Annotated in this window: 15 protein-coding genes and 1 pseudogene; 8 read left to right on the forward strand and 8 right to left on the reverse strand. The window is 73.4% G+C overall.

Going from position 1 to position 25532, the window contains the following annotated elements; translation table 11 throughout:
- The 3 genes from ACFV5N_RS08630 to ACFV5N_RS08640 all read left to right on the forward strand — a co-directional run.
- Positions 1 to 7974: amino acid adenylation domain-containing protein (locus ACFV5N_RS08630; protein WP_385595929.1), on the forward strand; the 7974-nt coding region annotated here is incomplete at its 5' end.
- Positions 7975 to 8015: 41 nt separating this feature from the next.
- Positions 8016 to 9797, forward strand: coding sequence for a phytoene desaturase family protein (locus ACFV5N_RS08635; protein WP_385595931.1), 1782 nt, complete (start codon positions 8016 to 8018; stop codon positions 9795 to 9797).
- On the forward strand, positions 9797 to 10861 hold the full coding sequence (locus ACFV5N_RS08640) for an MDR family NADP-dependent oxidoreductase (protein WP_385595933.1): 1065 nt from the start codon (positions 9797 to 9799) through the stop codon (positions 10859 to 10861). The genes ACFV5N_RS08635 and ACFV5N_RS08640 overlap by 1 nt, the downstream gene beginning before the upstream one ends.
- Positions 10862 to 11084: 223 nt before the next feature.
- On the opposite strand, the gene ACFV5N_RS08645 is transcribed toward ACFV5N_RS08640, so the two are convergent.
- The 4 genes from ACFV5N_RS08645 to ACFV5N_RS08660 all read right to left on the reverse strand — a co-directional run bounded on the left by ACFV5N_RS08645 (position 11085) and on the right by ACFV5N_RS08660 (position 13642).
- Positions 11085 to 11912, reverse strand: a complete 828-nt coding sequence (locus tag ACFV5N_RS08645; RefSeq protein WP_385595936.1) for a Scr1 family TA system antitoxin-like transcriptional regulator — start codon at positions 11910 to 11912, stop codon at positions 11085 to 11087.
- Positions 11913 to 12136: 224 nt separating this feature from the next.
- Positions 12137 to 12406 (reverse strand): hypothetical protein, encoded by a 270-nt coding sequence (locus ACFV5N_RS08650; protein ID WP_385595939.1) that lies wholly within the window; start codon positions 12404 to 12406, stop codon positions 12137 to 12139.
- Positions 12407 to 12531: 125 nt separating this feature from the next.
- Entirely contained in the window at positions 12532 to 12789 is a 258-nt protein-coding gene (locus ACFV5N_RS08655) for a hypothetical protein (RefSeq protein WP_385595942.1), read from the reverse strand.
- Between the two features lie 259 nt (positions 12790 to 13048).
- Positions 13049 to 13642, reverse strand: a complete 594-nt coding sequence (locus tag ACFV5N_RS08660) for a hypothetical protein (RefSeq protein ID WP_385595943.1) — start codon at positions 13640 to 13642, stop codon at positions 13049 to 13051.
- Between the two features lie 111 nt (positions 13643 to 13753).
- Between ACFV5N_RS08660 and ACFV5N_RS08665 the strand changes: the two genes are divergently transcribed.
- Entirely contained in the window at positions 13754 to 15091 is a 1338-nt protein-coding gene (locus ACFV5N_RS08665; protein ID WP_385595945.1) for a hypothetical protein, read from the forward strand.
- Between the two features lie 541 nt (positions 15092 to 15632).
- Here the strand turns inward: ACFV5N_RS08665 and ACFV5N_RS08670 are convergent.
- Together ACFV5N_RS08670 and ACFV5N_RS08675 are read right to left on the reverse strand one after the other, a co-directional pair.
- Positions 15633 to 16832, reverse strand: coding sequence for a cytochrome P450 (locus ACFV5N_RS08670; protein ID WP_385595947.1), 1200 nt, complete (start codon positions 16830 to 16832; stop codon positions 15633 to 15635).
- Between the two features lie 234 nt (positions 16833 to 17066).
- A complete protein-coding gene (locus ACFV5N_RS08675; RefSeq protein ID WP_385595950.1) occupies positions 17067 to 19079 on the reverse strand; it encodes a glycoside hydrolase family 31 protein in 2013 nt (670 codons plus the stop codon).
- Positions 19080 to 19153: 74 nt separating this feature from the next.
- Here ACFV5N_RS08675 and ACFV5N_RS08680 point away from each other — a divergent pair, with 74 nt between their 5' ends.
- Entirely contained in the window at positions 19154 to 21550 is a 2397-nt protein-coding gene (locus tag ACFV5N_RS08680; RefSeq protein ID WP_385595953.1) for a phosphoketolase, read from the forward strand.
- Between the two features lie 42 nt (positions 21551 to 21592).
- Here the strand turns inward: ACFV5N_RS08680 and ACFV5N_RS08685 are convergent, their stop codons facing one another.
- Together ACFV5N_RS08685 and ACFV5N_RS08690 are read right to left on the reverse strand one after the other, a co-directional pair.
- Positions 21593 to 22471, reverse strand: coding sequence for a helix-turn-helix domain-containing protein (locus ACFV5N_RS08685; protein ID WP_385595955.1), 879 nt, complete (start codon positions 22469 to 22471; stop codon positions 21593 to 21595).
- Between the two features lie 157 nt (positions 22472 to 22628).
- The gene (locus tag ACFV5N_RS08690) at positions 22629 to 23165 is read right to left on the reverse strand and encodes a DUF6328 family protein (RefSeq protein ID WP_385595958.1); all 537 of its coding nucleotides are present in this window, start codon (positions 23163 to 23165) and stop codon (positions 22629 to 22631) included.
- Positions 23166 to 23236: 71 nt separating this feature from the next.
- Here ACFV5N_RS08690 and ACFV5N_RS08695 point away from each other — a divergent pair, with 71 nt between their 5' ends.
- The 3 genes and pseudogenes from ACFV5N_RS08695 to ACFV5N_RS08705 all read left to right on the forward strand — a co-directional run.
- A complete protein-coding gene (locus tag ACFV5N_RS08695) occupies positions 23237 to 24232 on the forward strand; it encodes an NAD-dependent epimerase/dehydratase family protein (protein WP_385595961.1) in 996 nt (331 codons plus the stop codon).
- 92 nt (positions 24233 to 24324) lie between these two features.
- Positions 24325 to 24879, forward strand: coding sequence for an RNA polymerase sigma factor (locus ACFV5N_RS08700; protein ID WP_385595964.1), 555 nt, complete (start codon positions 24325 to 24327; stop codon positions 24877 to 24879).
- Positions 24876 to 25532: pseudogene (locus ACFV5N_RS08705) on the forward strand (hypothetical protein); the annotation flags it as partial. The gene ACFV5N_RS08700 and the pseudogene ACFV5N_RS08705, both read left to right, overlap by 4 nt.

The raw sequence follows: 25532 nt of genomic DNA on the forward strand, positions 1-25532 counted from the left end.
CCGCTCACCGCCCGCGACCCGCAGGCCTTCGCCGCCCAGGCGGCCGGGCTGCGCGAGCGGCTGGCCACCGGCACCCGGCTCACCGACGCCGCCTACACCCTCGCCCACCGGCGGCAGCACCTGGACCAGCGGCTGTCGCTGGTCTACGACTCCCCCGAGGCGCTGCACGACGTGCTGGCCGCCGTCGCCCGCGGCGAGAGCCACCCGCGCGCCGTGCCCGGCACCCAGCGCGAGGGCCTGGAACGCCGTCTGGTGTGGGTGTTCACCGGCATGGGCCCGCAGTGGTGGGCCATGGGCCGCCAGCTGTACGCGACCGAGCCCGTCTACCGCGAGGTCATCGACCGCTGCGACCGCGAGATCGCCGCCCTCACCGGCTGGTCCCTCACCCAGGAGCTGAACGCCGACGAGGCCGACTCCCGGATGAGCGAGACCTGGCTCGCCCAGCCCGCCAACTTCGCCGTCCAGATCGCCCTCGCCGCGCTGTGGCGCAGCAAGGGCGTGCGTCCCGACGCCATCACCGGGCACAGCACCGGCGAGGTGGCCGCCTTCTACGAGGCCGGGGTGTACACCCTGCCCGAGGCGGTCAAGATCGTGGTGCACCGCAGCCGGCTCCAGCAGAAGCTCATCGGCACCGGCTCCATGCTGGCCGTCGGCCTCACCGAGGCCGAGGCCGCCCGCCGGGTGCGGCCGCACGGGGACCGGGTCTCCCTCGCCGCCGTCAACAGCCCCACCTCCGTCACGCTGGCCGGTGACACCGAGGCACTGGAGCGCATCGCGGCCGAGCTGGGCGCCGAGGACGTCTTCGCCCGCTTCCTGGACGTCGGCGTCCCGTACCACAGCCCGCGCATGGAGCTGATCAAGGACGAACTGCTCGCCTCCCTCGCGGATCTGAAGCCGCAGCGCGCCAAGCTGCCGCTGTATCTGACCGCCGAGCCGGGCGCCGTCGCCCAGGGCACCGAACTGGACGCCGGCTACTGGTGGCGCAACGTCCGCGAGGCCGTGCACTTCCGGGCCGCCGTGGACCGGCTGCTGGACGACGGCTACGGCGTCTTCCTGGAGATCGGCCCGCACCCCGTCCTCGCCCACTCCCTGCGCGAGTGCTGCGAGGCGCGGGACGCCGACAGCGTGACGCTGGCCTCCATCCGCCGCAAGGCCGACGAGCGCGAGCGCTTCACCCTCTCCCTGGCCGCCCTGCACGGCATGGGCTTCGCCCTCGACTGGCACGCCCTGCACCCGTCCGGGCGCGTCGTGGAGCTGCCGCGCTACCCGTTCCGCCGCGACCGGTACTGGGTCGAGCCGCCCGCCGTCGCGCAGATCCGGCTCGGCCGGCAGGACCATCCGCTGCTCGGCCGCCGCACCCGGGGCGCGGAGCCGGTGTGGGAGGTGAAGCTGGACGCGGAGGCCGCCCCGTATCTGGAGGACCACCGCATCCAGGGCACCGTGCTGTTCCCGGCCGCCGGCTATCTGGAGATGGCGGCCCAGGCGATGCGGGCCCTGACCGGCGGCGAGGACAGCACCGCGGCACTGGCCGACATCGAGCTGCGCAAGGCGCTGTTCCTGCCGGACGACGAACCCCGCACCGTCCAGCTGTCGTTCTCCTCCGACGCCGCCGCGTTCTCCATCGCCACCGTGGGCGCCGAGCCCACGGTGCACGCCACCGGCACCGTGCGCGCCGGACAGCGCCGCACGCTGACCGCGCCGCTGGACACCGCCGCGGTACGCTCCCGCGCCGTCCGCCGGCTGACCGGCTCGGACTGCTACGCGCAGCTCGCCGCGCTCGGCTACCACTACGGCCCGGCCTTCCAGGGCATCGAGGAGGTGTGGATCGGCGAGGGCGAGGCGCTGGCCCGGATCCGGCCGCCCGAGGGCCTGGGCGAGGACGCCGCGGCGCACCACATGCATCCGGTGCTGCTGGACTCCTGCTTCCAGTCACTGCTCACCCCGCAGTTGCTCACCGCGTCCGGCGACCCGGAGGGCACCGGCATCCGGCTGCCGCTGTCGATCGCCGAGGTGCGCATGGACCCGGTCGGCGACCGCGAGCTGTGGGTGCACGCCACGGTCACCGGCGACGAGGAGGGCGAACTCACCGGGGACATCGCGGTGTACGACGGCGCCGACGGGACGCCGCTGGGCCGCGTCGCCGGCTTCCGGGCCGCCGATGTGGAGAAGGCGGCCACCACGGTGGGTCTTTCCACCATCGACAGCTGGCTCACCGAGCCGAGCTGGGTGCCCTGCCCGCTGCCCGAGGCGGCCGGGCCGGTGCGGCTCGGCGGCCGGCTGGTGCTGCTCGCCGACGCGGGCGGGGTCGCCGAACGGCTCGCCGCCCTGGTGGCCGAGGCCGGCGGCGAGGCGTATCTGGTGCGCCCCGGCGGCGGGTACGCGCTGGACCGCGCCGCGCGCACCGGCACCGTCGACCCCGGCTCCACGGACGAGCTGGGGCGGCTGCTCACCGACCTCGGACCGGTGGACGGGGTCGTCCACCTGTGGAACCTGGACCGGCCGGCGCTGGCGGACGCGGAGCGCGAGCGGTTCGGCGCACTCGCCACCACCGGCGCGTACTCGGTGATCGCGCTGGCCAGGGCGCTGCCGGCCGCGCCGGAGACGGACCGGCCCACCGCCGTGCACGTGGTCACCCGGGCCGCCCAGCCGGTGGTGGCGGGCGAGGCGGTGGAACCGCTGGGAGCGCCCGCCTGGGGCATCGGCCGGGTGCTGTGGCAGCAGGAGCTGACCGGGCGCGGCGGCAAGCTGATCGACCTGGCCGCCGACGGCGCGGTGGAGGACGACGCGCGGGCGCTGCTGCGGGAGCTGGCGGACGGCACCGAGGGCGCCGAGCGCGAGGACGAGATCGCGGTGCGCGCCGGGGTGCGGTACACCAGCCGGCTGGTGCCGGCCGAGGGGCTGAGCAGGCCGCTGCCGCTGCGGCTGCGGGCGGACGGCAGCTATCTGGTGACGGGCGCGTTCGGCGCGCTCGGCCGGCTGCTGTGCCGCACGCTGGTCAAGCGCGGCGCGCGGCGGCTGATCCTGGTGGGCCGTACCCGGCTGCCGGAGCGCGAGCGGTGGGCCGATCAGGACCCGGACTCGCCGGCCGGGCGCCATGTGCGGTTCCTGAAGGAGCTGGAGGCGCTGGGCGCGCAGCCGATCCTCGCCCCGCTGGACATCACCGACGAGGACGCGCTGGCCGGCTGGCTGGCCGGGTACCGGCGGGCCGAGGGGCCGCCGATCCGCGGCGTGTTCCATCTGGCGGGCCAGGTGCGCGACACGCTGGTGGCGGAGATGGAGCGGGACGTCTTCGACGCCGTCCACGACCCGAAGGTGGTCGGTGCGGCGCTGCTGCACCGACAGCTGGCCGGGGAGCCGCTGGAGCACTTCGTGCTCTTCGCGTCGGTCGCGGCCTGGCTGACCACGGCCGGGCAGACCAACTACGCGGCGGGCAACGCCTTCCTGGACGCGCTGGCGCACCACCGGCGGGCCCAGGGGCTGCCGGCGCTGTCGCTGGACTGGGGTCCGTGGGCGACCGGCATGATCGAGGAGCTGGGCCTGATCGAGCACTACCGCAACAGCCGGGGCATGTCCTCGCTGGCGCCCGAGGCGGGCATGGCGGTGCTGGAGCGGGTCATCGGGCAGGACCGGGCGCAGTTGCTGGTGGCCACGGTGGTGGACTGGCCGGTGTTCATGTCCTGGTACGCCGAGCCGCCCCGGCTGGTGACCGAGCTGGCGCGGGCCGCCGGGGACGCGGCGGGCGACGGGGACGGCGGCAGCTTCCTGGACGCGTTCCGGCAGGCGAGCCCCGACAAGCGGATGCTGCTGCTGACCGAGCGGTTCACCACGCTGGTGGCGCAGGTGCTGCGGGTGCGGGCCGAGCAGGTCGATCCGGCGGTGAGCCTGAATCTGCTGGGCCTGGACTCGCTGCTGGCGATGGAGCTGCGGGCCCGGGTGGTCGCCGAGGTGGGCATCGCGCTGCCGGTGGTGGCGCTGCTGTCCAGCGCCCCGGCCGGTGAGCTGATCACGCAGCTGCACGAGGGGCTGCTGGAGCTGCTGGCCGAGGAGGGCGAGGGCACGGCGGCGACGGCGGTGGAGCGGTACGAGGACGAGTCCGCGTTCCCGCTGACACAGAACCAGCAGGCGCTGTGGTTCCTGAAGCAGCTGAACCCGGACGGCTTCGCCTACAACATCGGCGGCGCGGTCGAGGTGCGGGTGGAGCTCGACCCGGACCTGATGTTCGAGGCGTTCCGCCGGCTGCTGGCCCGGCACCCGGTGCTGCGCGCGAACTTCGTGCTGGTCGAGGGGAAGGCGGTGCAGCGGATCTCGCCGGAGATCAAGGAGGACATCGCGCTCTTCGAGGTCGAGGACCGCGACTGGGACGACATCTACCAGATGATCATCCACGAGTACCGCAAGCCGTACGACCTGGCGCACGATCCGCTGATCCGCTTCCGGCTGTTCCGGCGCGGCCCGGACCGCTGGGTGATCACCAAGGCCGTCCACCACATCATCTCGGACGCGATCTCCACCTTCACCTTCATCGAGGAACTGCTGGCCCTGTACGAGGGGATGCGGCGGGGCCAGGAGGTCGAGCTGCCGCCGGTGGCCGCCCGCTACCTGGACTTCCTCAACTGGCAGAACGAGTTCCTGGCCGGCCGCGAGGCCCGCAAGATGCTCGACTACTGGCGCGGGCAGCTGCCCGACGAGGTACCGGTGCTGGCGCTGCCCACCGACAAGCCGCGGCCCGCGGTGCTCACCCACAACGGGGCCTCGGAGTTCTTCGCGCTGGACGCCGAGCTGAGCGCCCGGGTGCACGCGCTGGCCCGCGAGCACAACGTCACCGTCTTCATGGTGCTGCTGAGCGCCTACTACCTGCTGCTGCACCGCTACGCCGGACAGGACGACATCATCGTCGGCTCGCCGGTGACCGGCCGCACCCAGGAGGAGTTCGGCGCCGTCTACGGGTACTTCGTGAACCCGCTGCCGCTGCATGTGTCGCTGACCGGCGACCCGAGCGTGGCCGAGCTGCTGGACCGGGTGCGTACCACGGTGCTGGGCGGCCTGGACCACCAGGAGTACCCGTTCACGCTGCTGGTGGAGCAGCTGGGTCTCGCGCACGACCCGAGCCGGTCGGCGGTCTTCCAGGCGATGTTCATCCTGCTGCACCACAAGGTGGCCACCGAGAAGTACGGCTACAAGCTGGAGTACATCGAACTGCCGGAGGAGGAGGGCCAGTTCGATCTGACGCTGTCCGCCTACGAGGAGGCGGCGGACGGCCGGTTCCACTGCGTGTTCAAGTACAACACCGACCTGTTCGAGCCGGAGACCGTGCGGCGGCTGGCCGGCCACTACCAGCAGCTGCTGCGGTCGCTCACCCACGCGGCCTCGGACACCGCCGTGAGCGGGCTGCCGATGCTGACGGAGGGCGAGCGGCACCGGATCCTCACCGAGTGGAGCGGCGCCGGGCACACCGGCGGCCGGGAGCACACCCCGGTGACCCGGCTGATCACCGAGGCGGCCCGGCGCAGCCCGGAGGCGGTCGCGGTGGCCGCGCCCGCCGAGAGCGGGCCGACCCGGCGCCTGACCTACGGCGAACTGGACGCGCGCTCCGGGGAACTGGCGGCGGCGCTGCGGGCGCGCGGGGTGGGCGCGGGCACGGTGGTGGCGCTGTGCCTGGAGAAGTCGCCGGAGCTGATCACCGCGCTGCTCGCGGTGCTCAGGGCGGGCGGCGCCTATCTGCCGCTCGATCCGGACTACCCCGCCGACCGGCTCGCCTACATGGTGCGGCACGCCGGTGCCGCGCTGGTGATCGGCGGCCCGGACACCGGAGCCGGCCTGCCGGGACCGGTGGTGACGGTGGACGAGTTGCTGGCGGGCGAGGCGGCAGGTGAGGGTCCCGCCCCGGTGGCCGGGCCGGACCGTGACCCGGACCCGGACCCGGACTCCCCGGCGTACGTCATCTACACCTCCGGCTCCACCGGCCGGCCGAAGGCGGTCGCGGTCAGCCACCGCAATCTGGCCGCCGCGTACGCCGGCTGGCGCACCGCGTACGGACTGGAGGACGGTGACGTCCGGGTCCATCTCCAGATGGCCGGCCCGGCCTTCGACGTCTTCACCGGCGATCTGACCCGTGCCCTGTGCTCGGGCGGCACGCTGGTGCTCATCGGCCGGGAGCTGCTGTTCAACACGGCGCGGCTGTACGCGGTGATGCGGGCCGAGGCGGTGGACTGCGGCGAGTTCGTGCCCGCCGTGGCCCGGACCCTGATCCGGCACTGCGAGAACAGCGGCGAGCGGCTGGACTTCCTGCGGCTGCTGATCGTCGGCTCCGACTCCTGGAAGGCCGAGGAGTACGAGCGGCTGCGGGCGCTGGGCGCCGGGCGCCTGGTGAACTCCTACGGGCTCACCGAGGCGACCATCGACAGCTCCTGGTTCGAGGGCCCGGCCGACGCCGTCGAGGGCGGCCGGATGGTGCCCATCGGCCGGCCGTTCCCCGGCAGCGCGCTGTACATCCTGGACGGGCGCGGCGAGCCGGTGCCTCCCGGGGTCACCGGCGAGCTGTGGATCGGCGGCGACGGGGTGGCGCTCGGCTACCTCGGCGACCCGGAGCTGACCGCCGAACGATTCGTCACCCGCGAGCTGGCGGGCGAGCACCCGGTGCGGCTGTACCGCACCGGCGACCTGGCGCACTGGGACACGGCCGGCACCGTCCATCTGCTGGGGCGGGCCGACTCGCAGATCAAGGTGCGCGGGCACCGGATCGAGATCGGGGAGATCGAGTCGCACCTGGCGGCCTACCCGGCGCTCGCCCAGGCGCAGGTCACCGTGCGGCCGGACGCCGGGGGCGAGAACGTGCTGTGCGCCTACGGTGTTCCGGCGCCCGGCGCGGAGCTGGACTGGCGGGACGTGCGGCAGCATCTGGCGGACTATCTGCCGACGTTCATGATCCCCACGCACTTCACCGCGCTGCCGGAACTGCCGCTCACCCCCAACGGCAAGGTGGACGTGGCGGCCCTGCCGGCGCCCGGCGGCGACACCGGCAGCGGCCCGGCGTACGAGGCGCCGGTGACCCTGTACGAGACCCGGATGGCCGACCACTGGCAGCGGCTGCTGGGCCTGGCGGATCCGGGCCCCGGGCTGGCGCACGACTTCTTCGCCTCCGGCGGCAGCTCCATCCGGCTGATCGAGCTGATCTACCACCTCCAGGCGGAGTTCGGGATCTCCATCCCGGTGAGCCGGCTGTTCCAGGTGACCACGCTGCACGGGATGGCCAAGACCGTGGAGCGGATCGTCACCGGCGAGATCGAGGGATCGCTGCCGTATCTGCGGTTCAACGAGGGCGCCGGGCATCCGGTGTTCTGCTTCCCGCCGGCCGGCGGGCACGGCCTGGTGTACCGGGCGTTCGCCGCGCAGCTCCCCGAGTACGACATCATCGCCTTCAACTACCTGATGGGCGAGGACAAGGTGGCCCGCTACGCCGATCTGGTGGTGGAGCGGCAGCCGTCCGGCGCGCTGGACCTGCTGGGCTACTCCCTCGGTGGCAACCTCGCCTTCGAAGTGGCCAAGGAGCTGGAGGAGCGCGGTCGTACGGTGCGCCACGTCGTCGTCGTCGACTCGCTGCGGGTGGCGGAGTCCTACGAGCTGGGCCCGGAGCATCTGGCGGTCTTCGAGCGCGAGCTGGCCGAGCACCTGCACAAGCACACCGGGTCGGCGCTGGTGGCCGAGAAGACCCGGGAGCAGGCCAAGGACTACCTGGAGTTCACCGGCCGCACCGCCAACGCCGGCTCCACCGGGGCGCGGATCTCGGTGATCAGCGACGAGGAGACCCATCCGGCCTACGCCAGCGGTGCCGAAGGCAGCTGGTACGGCGCTTCCCGCACCGGGACCGATGTGCTGCGCGGTGTGGGCCGGCACGCCGACATGCTCGACCCGGGCCCGGTCGCCTACAACGCCCGCCTGACGCGCGGCATTCTCACCGGCGGTGACGCGGCATGACACCTGCGGCCCGACCGGTCGACATCAAGGAGCACAGCGCCATGTCATCCCCCACCCCTTCCGGCACCCCCGGCGCCAGGCAGTCGATGATCATCATCGGTGGCGGCCTGGGGGGCCTGTCCACCGGCTGCTACGCGCAGATGAACGGCTACACCACGCGCGTCTTCGAGATGCACGAGATCCCCGGCGGGTCCTGCACCGCCTGGGAGCGCGGCGACTTCACCTTCGACTGGTGCGTCAGCTGGCTGCTGGGCAGCGGTCCCGGCAACGAGATGCACCAGATCTGGCTGGAACTGGGAGCGTTGCAGGGCAAGGAGATGCGCCAGTTCGACGTGTTCAACATCGTGCGGGTGCGGGGCGGCCAGCCGGTGTACTTCTACTCCGACCCGGACCGCCTCCAGGCCCATCTGCTGGAGATCTCGCCGGCCGACGCCCGCCGCATCAAGAACTTCTGCGACGGGGTGCGCACCTTCCAGAGGGCCCTGGCGGTGTACCCGTTCCTGAAGCCAGTGGGCCTGATGGGGCGGTGGGAGCGGTGGCGGATGCTGGCCTCGTTCCTGCCGTACTTCAACGCCATCCGCAAGTCGATCACCGAGCTGATGACGGACTACGCCGCGAAGTTCCAGCACCCGGTGCTGCGCGAGGCGTTCAACTACGTGCTGTACGAGAAGCACCCCGACTTCCCCGTGCTGCCGTTCTGGTTCCAGCTGGCCTCGCACGCCAACGGCTCGGCCGGGGTGCCCGAGGGCGGTTCGCTGGCGCTCGCCCGCTCCGTGGAGCAGCGGTATCTGCGGCTCGGCGGGGAGGTCACCTACAACGCCAAGGTGGAGAAGATCCTGGTCGAGCACGACAAGGCGGTGGGGGTGCGGCTGGACGACGGCCGGGAGTTCCGCGCCGACATCGTGGTCTCGGCGGCGGATGTGCACACCACCGCGATGAGCATGCTCGGCGGCCGGTATCTGAACGACACCTGGCGCAAGCTGCTCACCGAGACGATCGACGAGCCGGGCACGCTCTCCCCCGGCTATGTGTCGCTGTTCTTCGGGCTGCGCCGGCCGTTCCCCGAGGGCGAGCCGTGCACCACGTATCTGCTGGAGGAGAGCATGGCGGCCAAGCTGACCGGCATGCGGCATCCCAGCATGAACGTGCAGTTCCGCAGCTGCCACTACCCGGAGCTGTCGCCGGACGAGACCACGGTCATCTTCGCGACGTACTTCTCGGAGGCCGCTCCCTGGCGGGCGCTGCGCGACGACGTGCCGGAGCAGGCGGGGCGGGTGCGGCGCGGTCAGGTGCTGCACACGCTGCCGGTCAAGCACGGCAAGGCGTACACGCAGGCCAAGCGGCAGGCGCGGGTCACCGTGGAGAACTTCCTGGAGGAGCGCTTCCCGGGGCTGAAGGACGCGATCGCGGTGCGGGATGTGTCCACCCCGCTGACCCAGGTGCGGTACACGGGCACCTACAACGGCGGGTTCCCCGGCTGGCAGCCGTTCGTGGACGGCGGGGAGACCGTCGAGGTGGAGATCAACAAGAACGGCCCCGTGCTGCCCGGCCTGTCCAACTTCTATCTGGCCGGGGTGTGGGTCACCGTCGGCGGGCTGATCCGGGCGGTGGCCTCGGGGCGGCAGGTCACCCAGGTCATCTGCCGGGACGACGGCCGGGAGTTCACCGCGAGCATCGACGAGAGCGCGCCGCTGCCCACGCAGGTGACCATCCCGGTCGGCAAGCAGCAGCCGCTGCTCGACCTGGCCGGCTTTCCCTCTCCCGCGGCGGCCGCCGACCCGGCCGCCGCCGATCCGACCGTCACTTCATCGAGGAGCGTCTAGTGCAGGTACACAAATGGGTCGTCGCCGAGCACATCCCGGGCGTCCCGGACACCGACCGGATCTACCGCAAGGTGACCGAGGAGTTCGACCCGGCCTCCCTGGCGGAGGACCAGATGCTGCTGCGGACCCGCTATGTGTCGGTCGACCCGTATCTGGTGGGGCTCACCCTCCAGACGCCGATCGGGGCGACGGTGCGCGGTGACTCGATCATGGAGGTGATCGAGGCCGGGCCGCGTGCCTCGCACCGGGTCGGGGATCTGGTGCAGGGGTACGGCGGCTGGCGCAGCCATGTGGTGTCCACCGGCGGGCAGACCGTGTGGGACGACGAGGACGGCGAGTTCCCGGTGGCGCTGCCGCCGTTCCGGAAGCTGGACCCGCGGCGTTACGACGAACATCTGCCGCTGTCGACGGCGCTCGGGGTGATGGGGACGCCGGGGATCACGGCGTTCGGCGCGCTGAAGACGTTCCTGACGGTGCGGGCCGGTGACACGGTGGTGATCTCCGGGGCGTCCGGCACGGTGGGGACGCTGGTCGGCCAGCTCGCCAAGCGGGCCGGTGCCCGGGTGGTGGGCACCACCTCCTCGCCGGGCAAGGCGGAGTATCTGACGGAGCTGGGCTTCGACGCCGTGGTGATCTACCGGCAGGGCGACGACACGGACGCGGTGCGCGCCGCGCTGGCGGAGGCGGCCCCGGACGGCGTCGACAAGTACTTCGACAACCTGGGCGGCACCGTGACGGACGCGGTGTTCACGATGCTCAACGTGCACAGCCAGGTGGCGGTGTGCTGGCAGTGGTCCACCACGGTCAACGGCGACTGGACCGGGCCGCGGCTGCTGCCGTACATCATGTTCCCGCGCACCACGATCCGCGGCATCTTCGCCGACGAGTGGTACACGGAGGAGATGCTGGACGCGCTGCACGAGGAGGTGGGCGGGCTGATCCGCAAGGGTGAGCTGACCTACCACCAGACGATCCACCACGGGTTCGACGCGCTGCCGGGGGCCTATCGCTCGCTGTACACCGGGCAGGCCGCGAACCGGGGCAAGGTGCTGGTGGAGCTGTAGCCCGGCGGGGCACCGCGTGCGCCGGCCTTCAAGATCCGCCGTGGTCTCGAAGGCCGGCGTCGTCGTGTGGGGATGGGTGGCGAGAAGGGCCGACCAACCGGCAGGCCGCGGAGGCAGGCCCGCTCCCGGCGGACCCGCACACGTGCTCCCGGCTACTGGGCCGCCGCACGGCTGAGCCGCAGACGCCACCCGTGTGCTGTGGCGACCAGGCGAGGGATGGCGATCACAGCCGCACTCCGTATCGGCGGGCGGCGGCACGGATCATCTCCGCGCTGCCCTGGCTGTCCGTGGCTGCCGACAGGGCGCGGCCGGCCTGCGCGCGTTCCACGGCTCCGGGGTGGTAGGCGACGTGCGAGGGCGCCACACGGACCGACAGGTCACCGGTGCTGAGGTGAAGCAGCCGTAGCGTTCCCACCGTCGTATGCGGCACGGCGTTCGCGGGGATGACGAGCAGGGTGACGGGTCCGGGGTGGGTGGCCAGGACGATCAGGTGGTCCAGCTGGGCGGCCATCACGCGGCGCCCGCCCACGGTCCGTGAGAGTACGGGTTCGGTGACGACGACGCGGGCGGCTGCCGCTCCGCACCGGCCGGTGAGCGCCATCGCGATATCGGCGCCGGCCGGCGCCGACTGGCCGCGCACGAGCGCGATGGCGTACTCCGCGATCTGCACGCGGGGCGGCAGCGTGCCGGTGCTGATCTCCGTCACCGCATGGGCGCTGTTGGTGAGCCTGGTCAGGCGCTCCCAACGGCCCGACCCGGCATCCCAGAACGCCCCGGTGGGCTCGTCCGCTTCTTCCGGAGGTCCGGGCGGGATGGCCGCCAGCAGGGTATGGATGTCCTCGCGGGCTTCCCGGCCGGCGCGGTACAACCGCAGGAGCCGATCCATGATGTCGGCGTCCGGCATCACTTGGCCGTGTTCGACCTGGCGAAGGCGGGCCAGGGCCACGCGGGCCTGGACGACCACATCCCGCTGCCGCAGACCGGCGCTCGTCCGCAGCCGTAGAAGCTGCGCCCCCAGGAGACGCCGGCCCACCTCAACCGTGCTGCGCATCGCAACGCCTTCCGTGATGGCCGGTCGCGGCGTGGCCAGCGGTGAAGCGCTCCAGCGGGAACCCAGGATCGGCAATGTCATCGTCGGCGCAGGCCGCCGTATCCACCGGGAGCCCGGCCGCCTGCCGCAGGTGTGGGCCTGGCAGCCGGTCCCGGACACCGGACACGCAGACAGGGCGTGCCGGTGAAGTCGTCGCATTCATCGTGGTTCTCCGGAGAGTTCGGTCAGAGGGAGCGCCAGGCGTTCACCGCTGCCGCCATGGAGGAGGCGGCGGTGAGCAGCAGTCCGGCGGTGCCGAGCACGTGGAGCACCCGGCGAGGCCGGGCACCGGGCAGGCAGTCCGCGCACAGCAGCGTCGGCGCGTACCGGCCGCCGTGCTCGGGCGGCCCGGCCCAGGTGACGACGGCACGGCGGCAGCAGCCGGTGCAGATGCCCGGGTACCACCAGCGGCCCTCGCGCAACTGCGGGGCGGGTGTGGGCGGTGGGCACGTCATGGGCGTCTCAGCAGGGTGTGGGGGTGTGATGGGTGGCCGGTCCGCCCCTGAGGGGTGGGCGAGGGCGGGACGGGCCGGGGTCCTGCCCGGCCCCGGACGACCAGCTACCGGGGCAGGGCAGGCGCTCAGGTGCAGCCCAGCGCCGCGCCGTCCGGAGCCGGAGGCGCGACCGGGGTGCGGCGACGGCACACCGGCGCGCACGTCCACAAGGCGAACGAGTAGCCGAACCGGTCCCGCACCGGCTCGCCCACGGCGCGCGGCCGGTCCGTCGAACGCAGCGCCGCACCGCAGACCGAGCAGGCCAGCCCGGTCAACTGCCGCTCGGACAGGCGCCGCAGATCCACGGCGGACGCAGCCGGCGTCTTGCGCAGCAGAACGGTCATCACACGGCCTCCATCCGCTGTTCGGCGGCGGAACGCCGGTGTGCGGGCACGTGCACCAGGTGCCGTTCGGGCACCGGCACCAGTTCGCCCTCAGCAGCCGGGGCGTGGCACCAGCAACCGCAGTCCGAGCGGAGGTACCGGGGTGTCTCCGGACTGCTCGGGCCGGGGCATGTCCAGTGCCACCATCCGGGGCCAGTGCCACAGGCCGCAGAGTGGCAGACACCGGTGACCGGCCGGGAGTCGCCGTAGGCGTTGCCGCTCATTGCGCTCTCCGGAGGCGGGGGGTGTCTGCCAGCTCGGCCGCGTGTTCCAGCGCCACCGTGACTTCAGTGGCATGGGCCTGGCAGGCGGTCAGGTCCAGCGGCCGTCCATCCGCATCACGGCCGGAGATCACGGCCGGGGTCAGTGGAAGGCAGCCGCATCGGACGCACACATCGCTGACGCCCGCTGCGGGCTGAGCCGACATCGCCCGGCGCAGCTGGTCCGGATCGGTGATCGCGTCGCCGATCGGTGGCTGACGCCAGGTCAGCCACCAGCTCGTGCTCCACTCCACCGGCGGCACCGGCAGCAGATGGCCCCGATCGAGGACCTGCGCGCCCGGTGGCCGCCACCCGGTGACCGATCCCACCGGCACCAGCCACACCAAGACACGATCGGCACGGTTCTGGATCACCCCAGCACCGGGGCAGACGTCCGGCAGGTGCCCCCAGTCCTCGCAGGGCAGCCACAGCGCATCCCACCACCGGCCGCACGACACCAGCTGCACGCCGGACGTGTCGGACGGGACCCAGCAGGGCATGTTCGTGACGCCCGTATCCGGTGTGCTCGCAGACCAGTTGGCTGGCTCAGGCACGGTCAGCTCCTCAGCATCGGGTATCACCGAGTTAACCGATCCAGCTACTCTCGGCGATACCGTGGAGACACGGAGAGACCGTGAACGCCATGAACGCTGTCGGGAGTCGACATGGCCAGACGCATTCGCGTGCCCAATTCGAGGCTCGCAGACCTACTTGACCAGGCGCGATGGACGCGCACTCAGCTGGCCCGCGCCGTGAACAGGATCGGCCGGGAACACGGACAGCAACTCACATACGACCAGTCCGCCGTGTCCCACTGGATCGCCGGCACCACACCACGCGAGTCCGCGCGCCCGCTGATCTGCGAAGCTCTGGCGAGACGGCTCCGGCGGCCGGTAACCGCTGCCGAAGCCGGCTTCCCTGCGACGGACGCGCCCGCTCGCGCTGGTCTCGCTGAGGAGCTGATCGACATAGGGACAGCCGACATGGACCCTGGCCGCCGGGCTGGACTCGCGGCCGGCACGTATGAGGCTGCCCTGGCCGTCCCCCAGTTCGCCGACCTGGCCGCCCGGTCGGACGCGATCCGCAGCGGCCGTACCAGCCGTATCGGGGCCGCCGAAGTCGCCACCGTGCGGCTCATGACCGATCACATCGCCACCATCCTGGACGAACTCGGCGAGGGGCACGCCAGGCCGATGGCTGCCGCGTTCCTCGCGAACACCGTCGGCCCGTACCTTCACGCCGACGCAACCGAGGGCACGCGCCAGGCGATGCGCGCCGCAGCCGCCGATCTCGTCTACCTCACCGGCTGGATGGCGATGTACGGCGACGCCCACGGTCTCGGGCAGCGGTACTACGTGAAGGCGCTGGAACTCGCCGGCGCTGCCGAGGACCATGTGACGTACTGCCGGACCCTGCGCGGCATGTCCCTCCAGGCGACCAGCCTCCACCACGGGCACCTCGCCCTCACCCTCGCGGACTCCGCAGCCGAGGCCGCGCCGGTCGCCGGGCCCCGGCTGGTCGCCTTCCTGCGCGGCCAGCAGGCGCACGCAGCGGCGATGACCGGCGACCGCCGTCAGGCCCTTGACCGCCTCCGGGAAGCGGAGGGCGCACTGGGCCGTGCCGATGACCAGCGCGAGGCGATCGGCGGGTACGACCGCACCGCCTACCTCTTCCACGTGGGCCAGGTCCGCGAGTCCCTGCGGGATCTCCCCGGCAGCATCCGAGCCATCGAGGAGTCGATCCGGGCCCAGCACCCGCAGGAACGGCAGGGGCGGATGCACGCACACGCCGTACTCGCCAGGCGCCAGCTCCGGCTCGGACACCTCGACGCGGCGTGCGCCAGCTGGTCGCGGTACCTCGACTACTACCAGCAGATCAGCACCGGCAGGGGCGACAAGCACCTGCGCGAGATGCGCTCGGCCGTGCAACCCCACCGTGGAGTCCGGGCGGTGCGCCAGCTCCTCGAGCAGGCCACCGAAGTGGCGGCGGCGAAAGCGGCATGACGGAGCCCCGGGGCGTCGGGGCCGCCGGGGCTGTCCAAGCCAGCGTAGCGGATGCGGACATGACGAAGACCCCCGAGGCGGCAGGCGGACAGACGGTACCCCCGGGTTGAGGCCGGGGAACAGCAAACGGCCCCCGCATCGAGCGGGAGCCGTTGCGCTTCCAGGTGCCCAGCGCAGAACATCATGAACAGCGGGCGCATCGGCACCGCTTTCCAGGGCGACACCATCCACCGACACCTGCGGGGCAGCTCCCCGGCTCCGGCAGTTCGCCGCGCCCTCGGAGATCCATTTCAGCGACGCCGAAGGGGTTCGGTGGTCGAGACGGACTCGGCCGGCTCCAGCGCAAACGCTGGTGCCAGCGCTGAGAGATACACGGAGCCTCTGCGGCCAAGGCGGCCGGCGATCCGGGAAACGGCGGCAGCGACGAAGCCGGCATCCGAGCGCGTTGTGGTCACCCGCGCACTATGGCGCCCGCCGGCTCCGGCTGATGGGCCCGAGAGCCCATCAGCGGGAGCCGGGCCCGGGTCCGGGGGCGGGGGTGTCACCAGGCGACGGGCAGTTCGTGCAGGCCGTTCATGAAGTGGCCGTCCTTCCACTTCAGTTCGTCCTCGGGGACGCCGAACCGCAGGTCGGGGAAGCGTTCGGTGAGGGCTTCGAGCACCACCTGGAGCTCGATCCGGGCCAGATGGGCCCCGATGCAGAAGTGCGGGCCCTGGCCGAAGCCCAGATGCGGGGCACCGCCGCGCTCGATGTCGAGACGGTCGGCGTCCGGGTACACCTCCGGGTCGCGGTTGGCGGCGGCGATCACCGGGATGACGGCCTCGCCCCGGCGCACCGTGACCCCGCTCATCTCCAGGTCCTCGGTGGCGTACCGGGGGAAGGAGAAGCCGGAGAGGATCGGCACATGGCGCATCAGCTCCTCCACGGCGTCCGGGATCAGCTCCGGCTTGTCCACCAGGGGACGGAGCCGCCCGGGGCGGGAGAGCAGCATCGCGGTGAAGTTGGCGATCTGGTGGGCGGTGCTGACGAAGCCGGCGCTGAGCAGGTCGGAGGCGAGCGCGTGCATCTCGGTCTCGGTGATCCGGCCCTCCTCGTCGCAGGCCCGCACCAGCATGCCGAACATGTCGTCGGTGGGGCGGGCCCGGCGCTCGGCCACCATGCCCGCCATGTAGGCGGTGAACTCCTGGTAGCGGCGCACCAGATCGTCGGGGGTGGTGTCGTTGGAGAGGATGGTCTCGGCCCAGCCCCAGAACAGATGGTGGTCCTTCTCGGGGACGCCCATCATCTCGCAGACCACGGCGGTGGGCATCGGCACCGCGAGGTGGGCCACCAGGTCGGCGGGCGATCCGGCGGCGGCCATCCGGTCGAGACCGGCGTCGGTCAGCTCCCGCACCCGGCCGCGCAGCTTCTCCACCCGGCGCGGGGTGAAGTCCCGGCCCAGGACCGAGCGGAGCCGGGTGTGCTGCGGCGGGTCCAGGGAGAACAGCCCGTTGCCGACCCGGGCGCCGGAGCGGGTGCGGGGCTGGTCCTGGCCGAGGGAGGCGACGATGGAGAACCGCGGGTCGGAGAGCACGGTCTTCACATCGGCGTACCGGATGGCGAGGTAGGCGTCGTCCCCGTACGGGAGCCGGACCTTGGTGAGCCGCTGCTGGTACAGCTCGTGGTAGACGGCGGGGAAGTCGAGGCCCGTGGACTTGAAGGGGAACGCGAGCAGTTCCTGCTGGTCTGACTGTCCGGGCATGGGGGCGTCGGTCGCCTTTCGTGACGGGGACATGGGTGCGGGCGTGCGCCGCCGGTGGCGGGGTGGCGGAAGGGGGAGGCCGGGGCCCCGGGGACGGCGGGGCGGGCGGGGCGCCGGGGCGGCACACGCCATGTCCCAGCATGCGTCCGGGGCCCCCGGCAGCGGGCGCCCGGAGCACCAAGATCACTCCAAAGAGCGAGCGTACGCATGCACAGCGTCAGATGCGCCGGTGCGTCACGGTCCGATTTCACGCCCGGCGCGCACATACCCCGGGAACTCCTCCGGCGCGCACCGCACCTCCTGCCAGCCCGGCCCGGTCAGCACCCCGTCACCGAGCAGTTGCCGCCACTCCCCCGCCGGCACGTACACCTCGCACCGCCCGCCCGGCTCCAGCACCGGCGCCACCAGCACATCGGGCCCCAGCAGGTACTGGAGCTGGGCGTCGCGCGCACAGCGGTCGCCGGGGAAGGCCAGCGGCATCGGCCGCAGCAGCGGCAGCCCGCCCTCCACGGTGGCGCCCGCGGCGCAGGCGGCGACGTACGGGGCCAGCCGGCGCCGCAGCCGGCACGCCGCGACGGCGGCCGAGCGGAACGGCTCCGGGTAGGCGGTCGGCTCCCGGCGGCCCATCCCGTGGAACCGCATGATCGGCGAGAACGCCGCCCACTGCGCCCAGCGCGCGAACAGTTCGGGCTCCACGTCGGTGGGCACCTCGCCGGGCGTCATCTTCCGGCGCACCACGGCCGCCTGGGCGAAGGAGTCGGGTGTGTAGTAGCCGCCCGCGTCGTGGGTGACCACCGAGCAGCCGCTGAGCGCCATCGACAGCACGGCCCGCAGCGTGGTGGCCAGCCCGCTCCAGCTGGAGGGCATGTCGCCGGCCCAGTGCGCGGGGTAGCGCTGCGATCCGGCGGTGCCGGAGCGGGCGATCGCGGTGAAGTCCCCGGCCCGGGCGCGCAGTCCGGCCTCGCGGACCACGTCCTGGTAGAGCAGCCCGTAGGCGTTGCGCCGCTGGTCGCCCCGGCTGCCGTCGGCGAAGACCGCGTCGTCCGGGATCTCCTCGCCGAAGTCGGCGAGGACGGCGCTGTTGTGCTCCTCGCGCAAAGTGGCGGCCAGGCGTTCGCACCACCAGGCGCGGGCCTCGGGGTGGGTGAAGTCGACCACGAGGGAGTCCGGGTTGTCGGCGGTGGGCGCCGGGGCGCCGTCCGGGTCCCGGACGAGATAGCCGCGCCGGATCAGCTCGTCGGCCAGCGGGGTGCCGCGGGTGACGTACGGGTTGATCCACAGGCTGGTGCGCACCCCGCGCCGGGCCAGCTCCCGCGCCCAGTCCTGCGGGAACCGGCGCCGGTCGGGGCCGTAGGTCCAGGCGGCGGCCTCCAGGACGTTGCCCGCCAGCCACTCGTCGACGTGGACGACGTCCACCGGGCAGTCGGCGTCGCGCAGTTCGTCGACGGTGGCGACCACCTCCCCGGCGGTGAAGTACGAGGAACGGCTCATCCACACCCCGAACGCCCAGTCGGGCAGCGGGTGCGGGCGGCCGGTCAGGGTGAGGTAGCGGTCCAGGATGGTGGGCGCGTCGCCGCTGATGAGGAAGAGATCGAGGTCGTCGCCTTGGATCTCGATGCGGGCTGCCTCGGAGTGGGTGGCGCCGAGGTCGGCGTCGACCGGGCCGCCGGTGTGCGCGAACAGGCCCCAGCCGGCGTCCGACCACAGCAGCGGCACATTGAGGTAGGCGGTGTCGCGGCCCGCGGCGCGGTTCTCCTCCTTGTTGCGCAGGGAACGGCGCCGGCCGCGCAGGTCGATGCCCTGGTAGCTCTCCCCGCCGCCGTACACGGCCGCGCCCGGGTTGAGGTGGATGGTCTCCACCCAGGAGGGGGAGCGGCGGTGCCGGGTGGCGGGCCGGTAGCCGGAGCGGAAGTACCCGATGTCCTCCTCCGGTTCGCTGAAGCGGTGGTAGGAGCCGAAGTGGAAGCCCTGCCGCACGCCCCGGTCCCAGTACGCCCGGACCCCGGGCCCGGTGATCTCCACGCCCTGCCCGGTGGTGCGCAGCCGGGCGGGCCGGTGCGGGGCGTCGACCAGGACCGGGGAGTCCGGGCGCGGCCCGGGCCGGTCGGCGGCCCGCAGCCGCAGCACGCCCTCCAGCGGCACGGTGCACTCCAGCCGGACGGTGCTCCCGGAGGCGAGGGTCACCCGCAGATACCGGCCGTCCGTCTCCGGACCGGCGGCCGCGTACGGGTCGCTGTGCCTGGTCACCGGCCCCGCGTACCCCGGGCGCCGGGGCGGAAACCGGGGGTTTGCGCACCGCCCGGCGCGGCTACCCGAGACGCATGACACTCACGGTGGAGCGGCGCGCCGCGGTGCTCGGCGCGGACGAGCTGGCGGCGCTGGACGCCCGCTGGCGGGCGGCGAACTATCTCACGGCCGGGCAGTTGTACCTGCTGGGCAATCCCCTGCTGACGGAGCCGCTGCGGCCCGAGCACATCAAGCCGCGGCTGCTGGGGCACTGGGGCACCTGTCCGGGGCTCAATCTGCTGCACACGCACCTCAACCGGCTGATCACCGGCCGGGATCTGGAGATGATGTGCGTATGGGGTCCCGGGCACGGCGGGCCCGCGGTGGTGGCGGGCACCTGGCTGGACGGCACCTGGAGCGAGGTCTACCCGGACGTGCCGCGCGACGGGGCGGGGATGGCGCGGCTGTTCCGGCAGTTCTCGTTCCCGGGCGGGATTCCCAGCCATGTGGCGCCCGAGGTGCCGGGGTCGATCCACGAGGGCGGCGAGCTGGGGTACAGCCTGGCGCACGCCTACGGGGCGGCGCTGGACAACCCGGAGCTGCTGGTGGCGTGCGTGATCGGCGACGGCGAGGCGGAGACCGGACCGCTGGCCGCCTCCTGGCACGCGAACGCGTTCCTCGACCCGGTGCACGACGGCGCGGTGCTGCCGGTCCTGCACCTCAACGGCTGGAAGATCGCCAACCCCACGGTGCTCGCCCGGATGCCCGAGGAGCAGCTGGCCGGGCTGCTGCGCGGCTACGGCCACGATCCGCTGTTCGTGACCGGCGACCGGCCCGAGCTGGTGCACCGGGAGCTGGCCGGGGCGCTGGATCTTGCGGTCGACCGGATCCGGCGGATCCAGCGCACGGCGCGCGAGGGCCCGCCCGGCGCGGTACGGGAGCGGCCCCGCTGGCCGGTGATCGTGCTGCGGACGCCGAAGGGCTGGACCGGGCCCGGCGAGGTGGACGGGCTGCCGGTGGCCGGTACCTGGCGGGCGCACCAGGTGCCGCTGTCCTCGGTGCGGGAGAACCCGCGGCATCTGCGGCAGCTGGAGACCTGGCTGCGCTCGTACCGTCCCGACGAGCTGTTCGACGAGCGGGGGCGGCCGCGCGAGGCGGTGCTGGCGCAGGTGCCGCGCGGGACGCGGCGGCTCGGCAGTTCCCCGCACGCCAACGGCGGGCTGCTGCTGCGTGAGCTGCCGGTGCCGCCGCTGGAGTCGGCGGCGGTCCGGGTGGACCGCCCCGGCGCGGGCACGCACGAGCCGACCCGGGTGCTGGGCACGCTGCTGACCGAGCTGATGCGGGCCACCGCGACCCGGCGCGACTTCCGGATGGTGGGCCCGGACGAGACGGCCTCCAACCGGCTGGACGAGGTGTACGAGGCCACCGGCAAGGAGTGGGAGAGCGCCGTGCTGGAGGAGGACCGGCATCTCCAGCACGGCGGCCGGGTGATGGAGGTGCTGTCGGAGCATCTGTGCCAGGGCTGGCTGGAGGGCTATCTGCTCACCGGGCGGCACGGCCTGTTCTCCAGCTACGAGGCGTTCGTGCACATCGTGGACTCGATGGCCAACCAGCACATCAAGTGGCTGCGGACCTCGCGCCGGCTGCCGTGGCGGCAGCCGATCGCCTCGCTCAACTACCTGCTCACCTCGCATGTGTGGCGGCAGGACCACAACGGTTTCTCGCACCAGGACCCGGGCTTCGTCGACCATGTGCTGAACAAGAGCCCCGAGGTGGTCCGGGTCTATCTGCCGCCGGACGCCAACACGCTGCTGGTCTGCGCCGACCACGTGCTGCGCAGCCGGGACTACGTGAACGTGGTGGTGGCCGGCAAGCAGCCGTGCTTCGACTGGCTGGACCTGGAGCAGGCGCGGGCGCACTGCGCGCGCGGGGCCGGGGTCTGGGAGTGGGCGGGCAACGAGCGGCAGGGCGGGGAGCCGGACGTGGTGCTGGCCTGCGCCGGGGACGTCCCCACCCAGGAGGTGCTGGCGGCGGCCTGGCTGCTGCGCCGGGAACTGCCGGGGCTCGCGGTGCGGGTGGTGAACGTGGTGGACATGGCCCGGCTGCTGCCGCCGGAGGAGCACCCGCACGGGATGCCGGACGGCGAGTACGACGCGCTGTTCACCCGGGACCGGCCGGTGATCTTCGCGTACCACGGGTATCCGTGGCTGATCCACCGGCTCACCTACCGGCGGGCCGGCCACGGGCAGCTGCATGTGCGCGGCTACCGGGAGGAGGGCACGACCACGACGCCCTTCGACATGGTGGTGCGCAACGACCTGGACCGCTACCGGCTGGTGATGGACGTGATCGACCGGGTGCCGGGGCTCGCGGTGCGGGCGGCGGACGTACGGCAGCGGATGGCCGATGTGCGGTACCGGCACGAGCGGTGGATCCGGGAGCACGGCGAGGATCTGCCGGAGGTGGCGGGGTGGCGCTGGGACGCGGACTGAGCCGGGCGGCCCCGGGCGGGAGGCGGCGGGCGCGGCCGGCCGCTACAACTCGTCGGCGGCGGCCTCGATCATCTTGAGCGACTGCTGCTGGTCGAGGGCGCTGCTGAGCAGGTCGTTGAAGGCGTCCCCGTACCGTTCGACGTCGTCGGGGCGGCGGGTGATGCCGGAGCCGGCCAGGTTCTCCAGGTAGACGATGGGCCGCATGCCCTGCTGGCGGAAGCGGATCACCACGAACGGGCCGCTCATCCCGGCGTGGGCGCCCGCGCTGAACGGCACCACCAGCACCCGGATGTGCGCCTGCCCGGCGGCGAGCGCGGCGATGTGCGCCAGCTGGCCGCGCATCACCTCGGTGCCGCCGACGGGGCGGCGCAGCACCGCCTCGTTGATGATGGCGGTGAGTTTGGGGGCGCCCTCGCCGCGCAGCACCTTGCTGCGGGTCATGCGCACGGCGGTGAGACGTTCGACCTGGTCGGCGGAGACCTCCGCCGGGCGGGTCTGGTGGATGGCGCGGCTGTACTCCTCGGTCTGGAGCAGCCCCGGCACGTACTCGGACTGGTAGCTGTGCAGCTGGGCGGCGCTGGCCTCCAGGGCGAGGTACGCCTGGAAGCCGGGCGAGATCACCGAGCGGTACTCGGGCGACTGCCACCAGTCCTTCTTCGTCTTGGTGACGACGGCGTAGCTCTCCAGCCGGGCGGCGGTCTCGGCGTCCGCCTCGTACAGGCGGCACAGCAGCATCACGTCGGAGGGTTTGACGACGCCGTCGCTGCCGGTCTCCAGGCGGGTCATCTTGGAGGCCGCCCAGTGGAAGCGGCGGGCGACCTCGCCCGCGGTGAGCCGGGACTCCTCGCGCAGCCGGCGCAGTTCGCTGCTCAGATGGAGCCGGCACAGGGCGGGCGACGCGGATTCGATGGTGCGGACCATGCAGCCTCCTCGGGGGTACGCCCCTGCCCGCGGACGTCGCGGTCGCGGTACGGATTCCGCGCCGCAGGGGGGCTTTCGGGAGTATGCCGAGGCGCCGCGCAATTCCGCCAACGAATCCGGCGGGAACAGCAGTGCAGGTGTGATGACGGGCTTGTGCTCAGTGCCCGGGTCCATGGAATTCCGTGGTGGACATTCGACGGCGGTCCTCGCCCGGCCGCCGGGCGAGCCGGTGGGCGAGGCGCCGGGGCAGCACCACCCACAGTCCGGCGCAGGCGAGGAAGGCGCCCGCGGCGGCGAGCAGGCCCGCGGCGCGGGAGACCACGACGTCGACCACCAGCAGCAGGGAACCGGTCAGGGCGAGACCGAGGGCGCCGAGCCCGAACGCGGCGAGCCGGGAGGAGACCTCGACGACGCGCCGCTTGGCACCGCGCCGGAACAGGCCGCGGTGCAGGGCGGCGGGCGCGGTGAACAGGATGCTGGCCGCCATCGCCAGCAGCAGGGTGGTGAGGTAGGTGCCGCGCTGGAAGCCGTCGAGTGCCGGGAAGCGCGGGGTGAAGGCCAGGGTGAGGAGGAACGCGAAGAGGATCTGGACGCCGGTCTGCGTGACGCGCAGCTCCTGGAGCAGTTCGCCGAAGTTGCGGTCGTCGCGCTCGCGCGGGGTCTCCCGTCTGCTGCCCGCCGGTACCCGTCGCATGCCGCCATTGTTCCGCGCCGGTCACGGGCCCGCAGGTGGAACGGGCGGGGGCCTGCGGCAGGATGCTTCGCATGCGTATGCGGATACTCGTGCTGGGCGGGACCTGGTTCCTCGGGCGCGCGGTCGTCGAGGCCGGGCTGCGGCGCGGGTGGGAGGTCACGACGTTCAACCGGGGGTGCTCGGCCGCCGACAGCCCCGGGACGCGGCCGGTGCGCGGCGACCGGGCGGCCGCCGCCGATCTGCGGCGGCTGGCGGAGGAGGGGCCCTGGGACGCGGTGATCGACACCTCGGCGGCCGGTCTCGGCCCGGAGGCGGTACGGACGGGCGCCACCGCGCTGGAGCCGGTCGCGCGGCGGTACGTCCTGGTGTCCTCGACGGGTGTCTACCGGGACGGGCCCGCCGGGCCGCTGACCGAGTCGTGCGCGCTGCACGGGGACGGGGCGGGCGGCCACGGGGCGCGCGGGGCGGCGGCCGAACGCGCGGTCGGCGGCCTCTTCGGCACCGGGCGCACGGTGGTGCTGCGCCCGGCGGTGATCCTGGGCCCGGGCGAGTACGCCGGCCGGCTGGAGTGGTGGCTGCGCCGGGCCCGGCGCGGCGGCCCGATGCTGGCGCCGGGTGACCCGGGGCGCACCGTCCAGCCGGTGGACGTCCGGGACGTCGCCGCGTTCGCGCTGCGGCTCGCCGGGGACGGCGGCGCGGGCGGGGCGTACAACGTGGCGGCGCCGGTCGGCCGGGAGACCATGGGCGGCCTGGTGCGGGACTGTGTGACGGTCACCGGGCGGCGGGCCACGCCGCGCTGGACGGACGGCGCGGTGCTGCGCGAGCACGGGGTGCGGCCGGGGACGGAGCTGCCGCTGTGGCCGGCCGGGGAAGGCGGCAGGACGGTGTCCCCGGCCGCCGCGCACCGGGCCGGTCTGGTCTGCCGGCCGCTGGCCGAGACGGTGATGGACACCTGGGCGTGGCTGGAGGCCGGCGGGCGGCCGGTGCCGCACCCGGACCACGCGCGGTACGGCATCGCGCCGGAGAAGGAGGCGGCGGTCCTGGCCGCCCTGGAAACGGAGCGCTGACCGCACGGCCCCCGCCCCGCCCGACCCGCCCGGTGCGCCGCGCTGCAACCTTTTCGGCCCCCGCCCCGTGAGAAGGGGTGAAAGGGGGGCTCATGCGCCGCCAGGAAGAACAGCAGTTCCGGGACTTCGCCGCACGGGAGGCCCGCTCCCTGCGCCGTACCGCCTACCTCCTGTGCGGCGACTGGCATCTGGCGGAGGATCTGATGCAGACCGCGCTGATCAAGGTGTACCGCGCCTGGACGCGGCTTGACCGGCACGACGAACTCCACCCCTTCGTGCGCCGGGTCCTGCTGCGCACCTGGCTGGACGAGAAGCGCAAGCCCTGGCGCCGCTCGGAGCAGAGCTTCGCCACGGTGCCCGAGGTCGTCGACCCGGCGGCCGGCCCCGAGGACGTCGCCGACCGGCTGCATCTGCGGGGCCTGGTGCACGGGGCGCTGCTGCGGCTGCCGCCCCGGCAGCGGGCGACCCTGGTGCTGCGGTTCTTCGACGATCTGTCGATCGCCGACACCGCCGTGGCGCTGGGCTGCTCGGAGGGCAATGTGAAGAGCCAGACGGCGCGCGGCCTCTCCGCGCTGCGCGGGCAGCTGGGCCGCTACCGGGGCGCCCCGGCGCTCAGCGGGGCGCGGCCGCTGGGCCGGCTGTCATGAGCGACGAGGACGAGCTGCGCCGGCTGCTGGCCCGCGCGGCGGCGGACGAGCCGCCGCTGCGGCTGGACCTGGACGGTCTGGTCGGCCGGGCCCGGCACGAGCGACGGCGGCGGCGGGCGCTGACCGGCGCCGTGGTGGGCACCGCGCTGATCGCGATCGCCGGCACCACCCTGCCGGGCCTGCTGTCGCCCGCCCCGGCGCTGCCGGCCCCGGTGCCGCCCGCCACCGCGCCGTCTCCGGACACCCCCGCCCCCGCCCCCACCTCCGAGGTGCCGGTGTCGCGGTTGTGGCCGGCCCCGGAACGGCTCTCCTACGGCGCGGACGAGTACGCGGCGGTGACGCAGGACATCGGCGGGCGGCTCGCCGCGGCGGGGCCGGACCGGGCGGCGGGCTTCGAGATCGTCCGGGTGCGGAACCACAGCGCGTACCCCGGCGCCCACAGCACCCTCTTCACCTGGGAGTTCGCGCTGACGCTCCGCACCGGGGACGGGGAGTTCGAGGCCACCGTGCGGCTGGCGAGCCTGTCCGCCGGTTCCCTGGAGCCGCCGGCCTGCCGCACCAACGCCGGCGGCGCGTGCCGGGTCCTCGCCGACGCGGCCGCCCGCACCGCGGGCCCCGGCGACGGGGCCGGGCCCGGCTCCGCCCCGGAGGCC

It is taken from the genome of Streptomyces sp. NPDC059853 (assembly GCF_042731495.1).
Classification (GTDB): domain Bacteria; phylum Actinomycetota; class Actinomycetes; order Streptomycetales; family Streptomycetaceae; genus Streptomyces.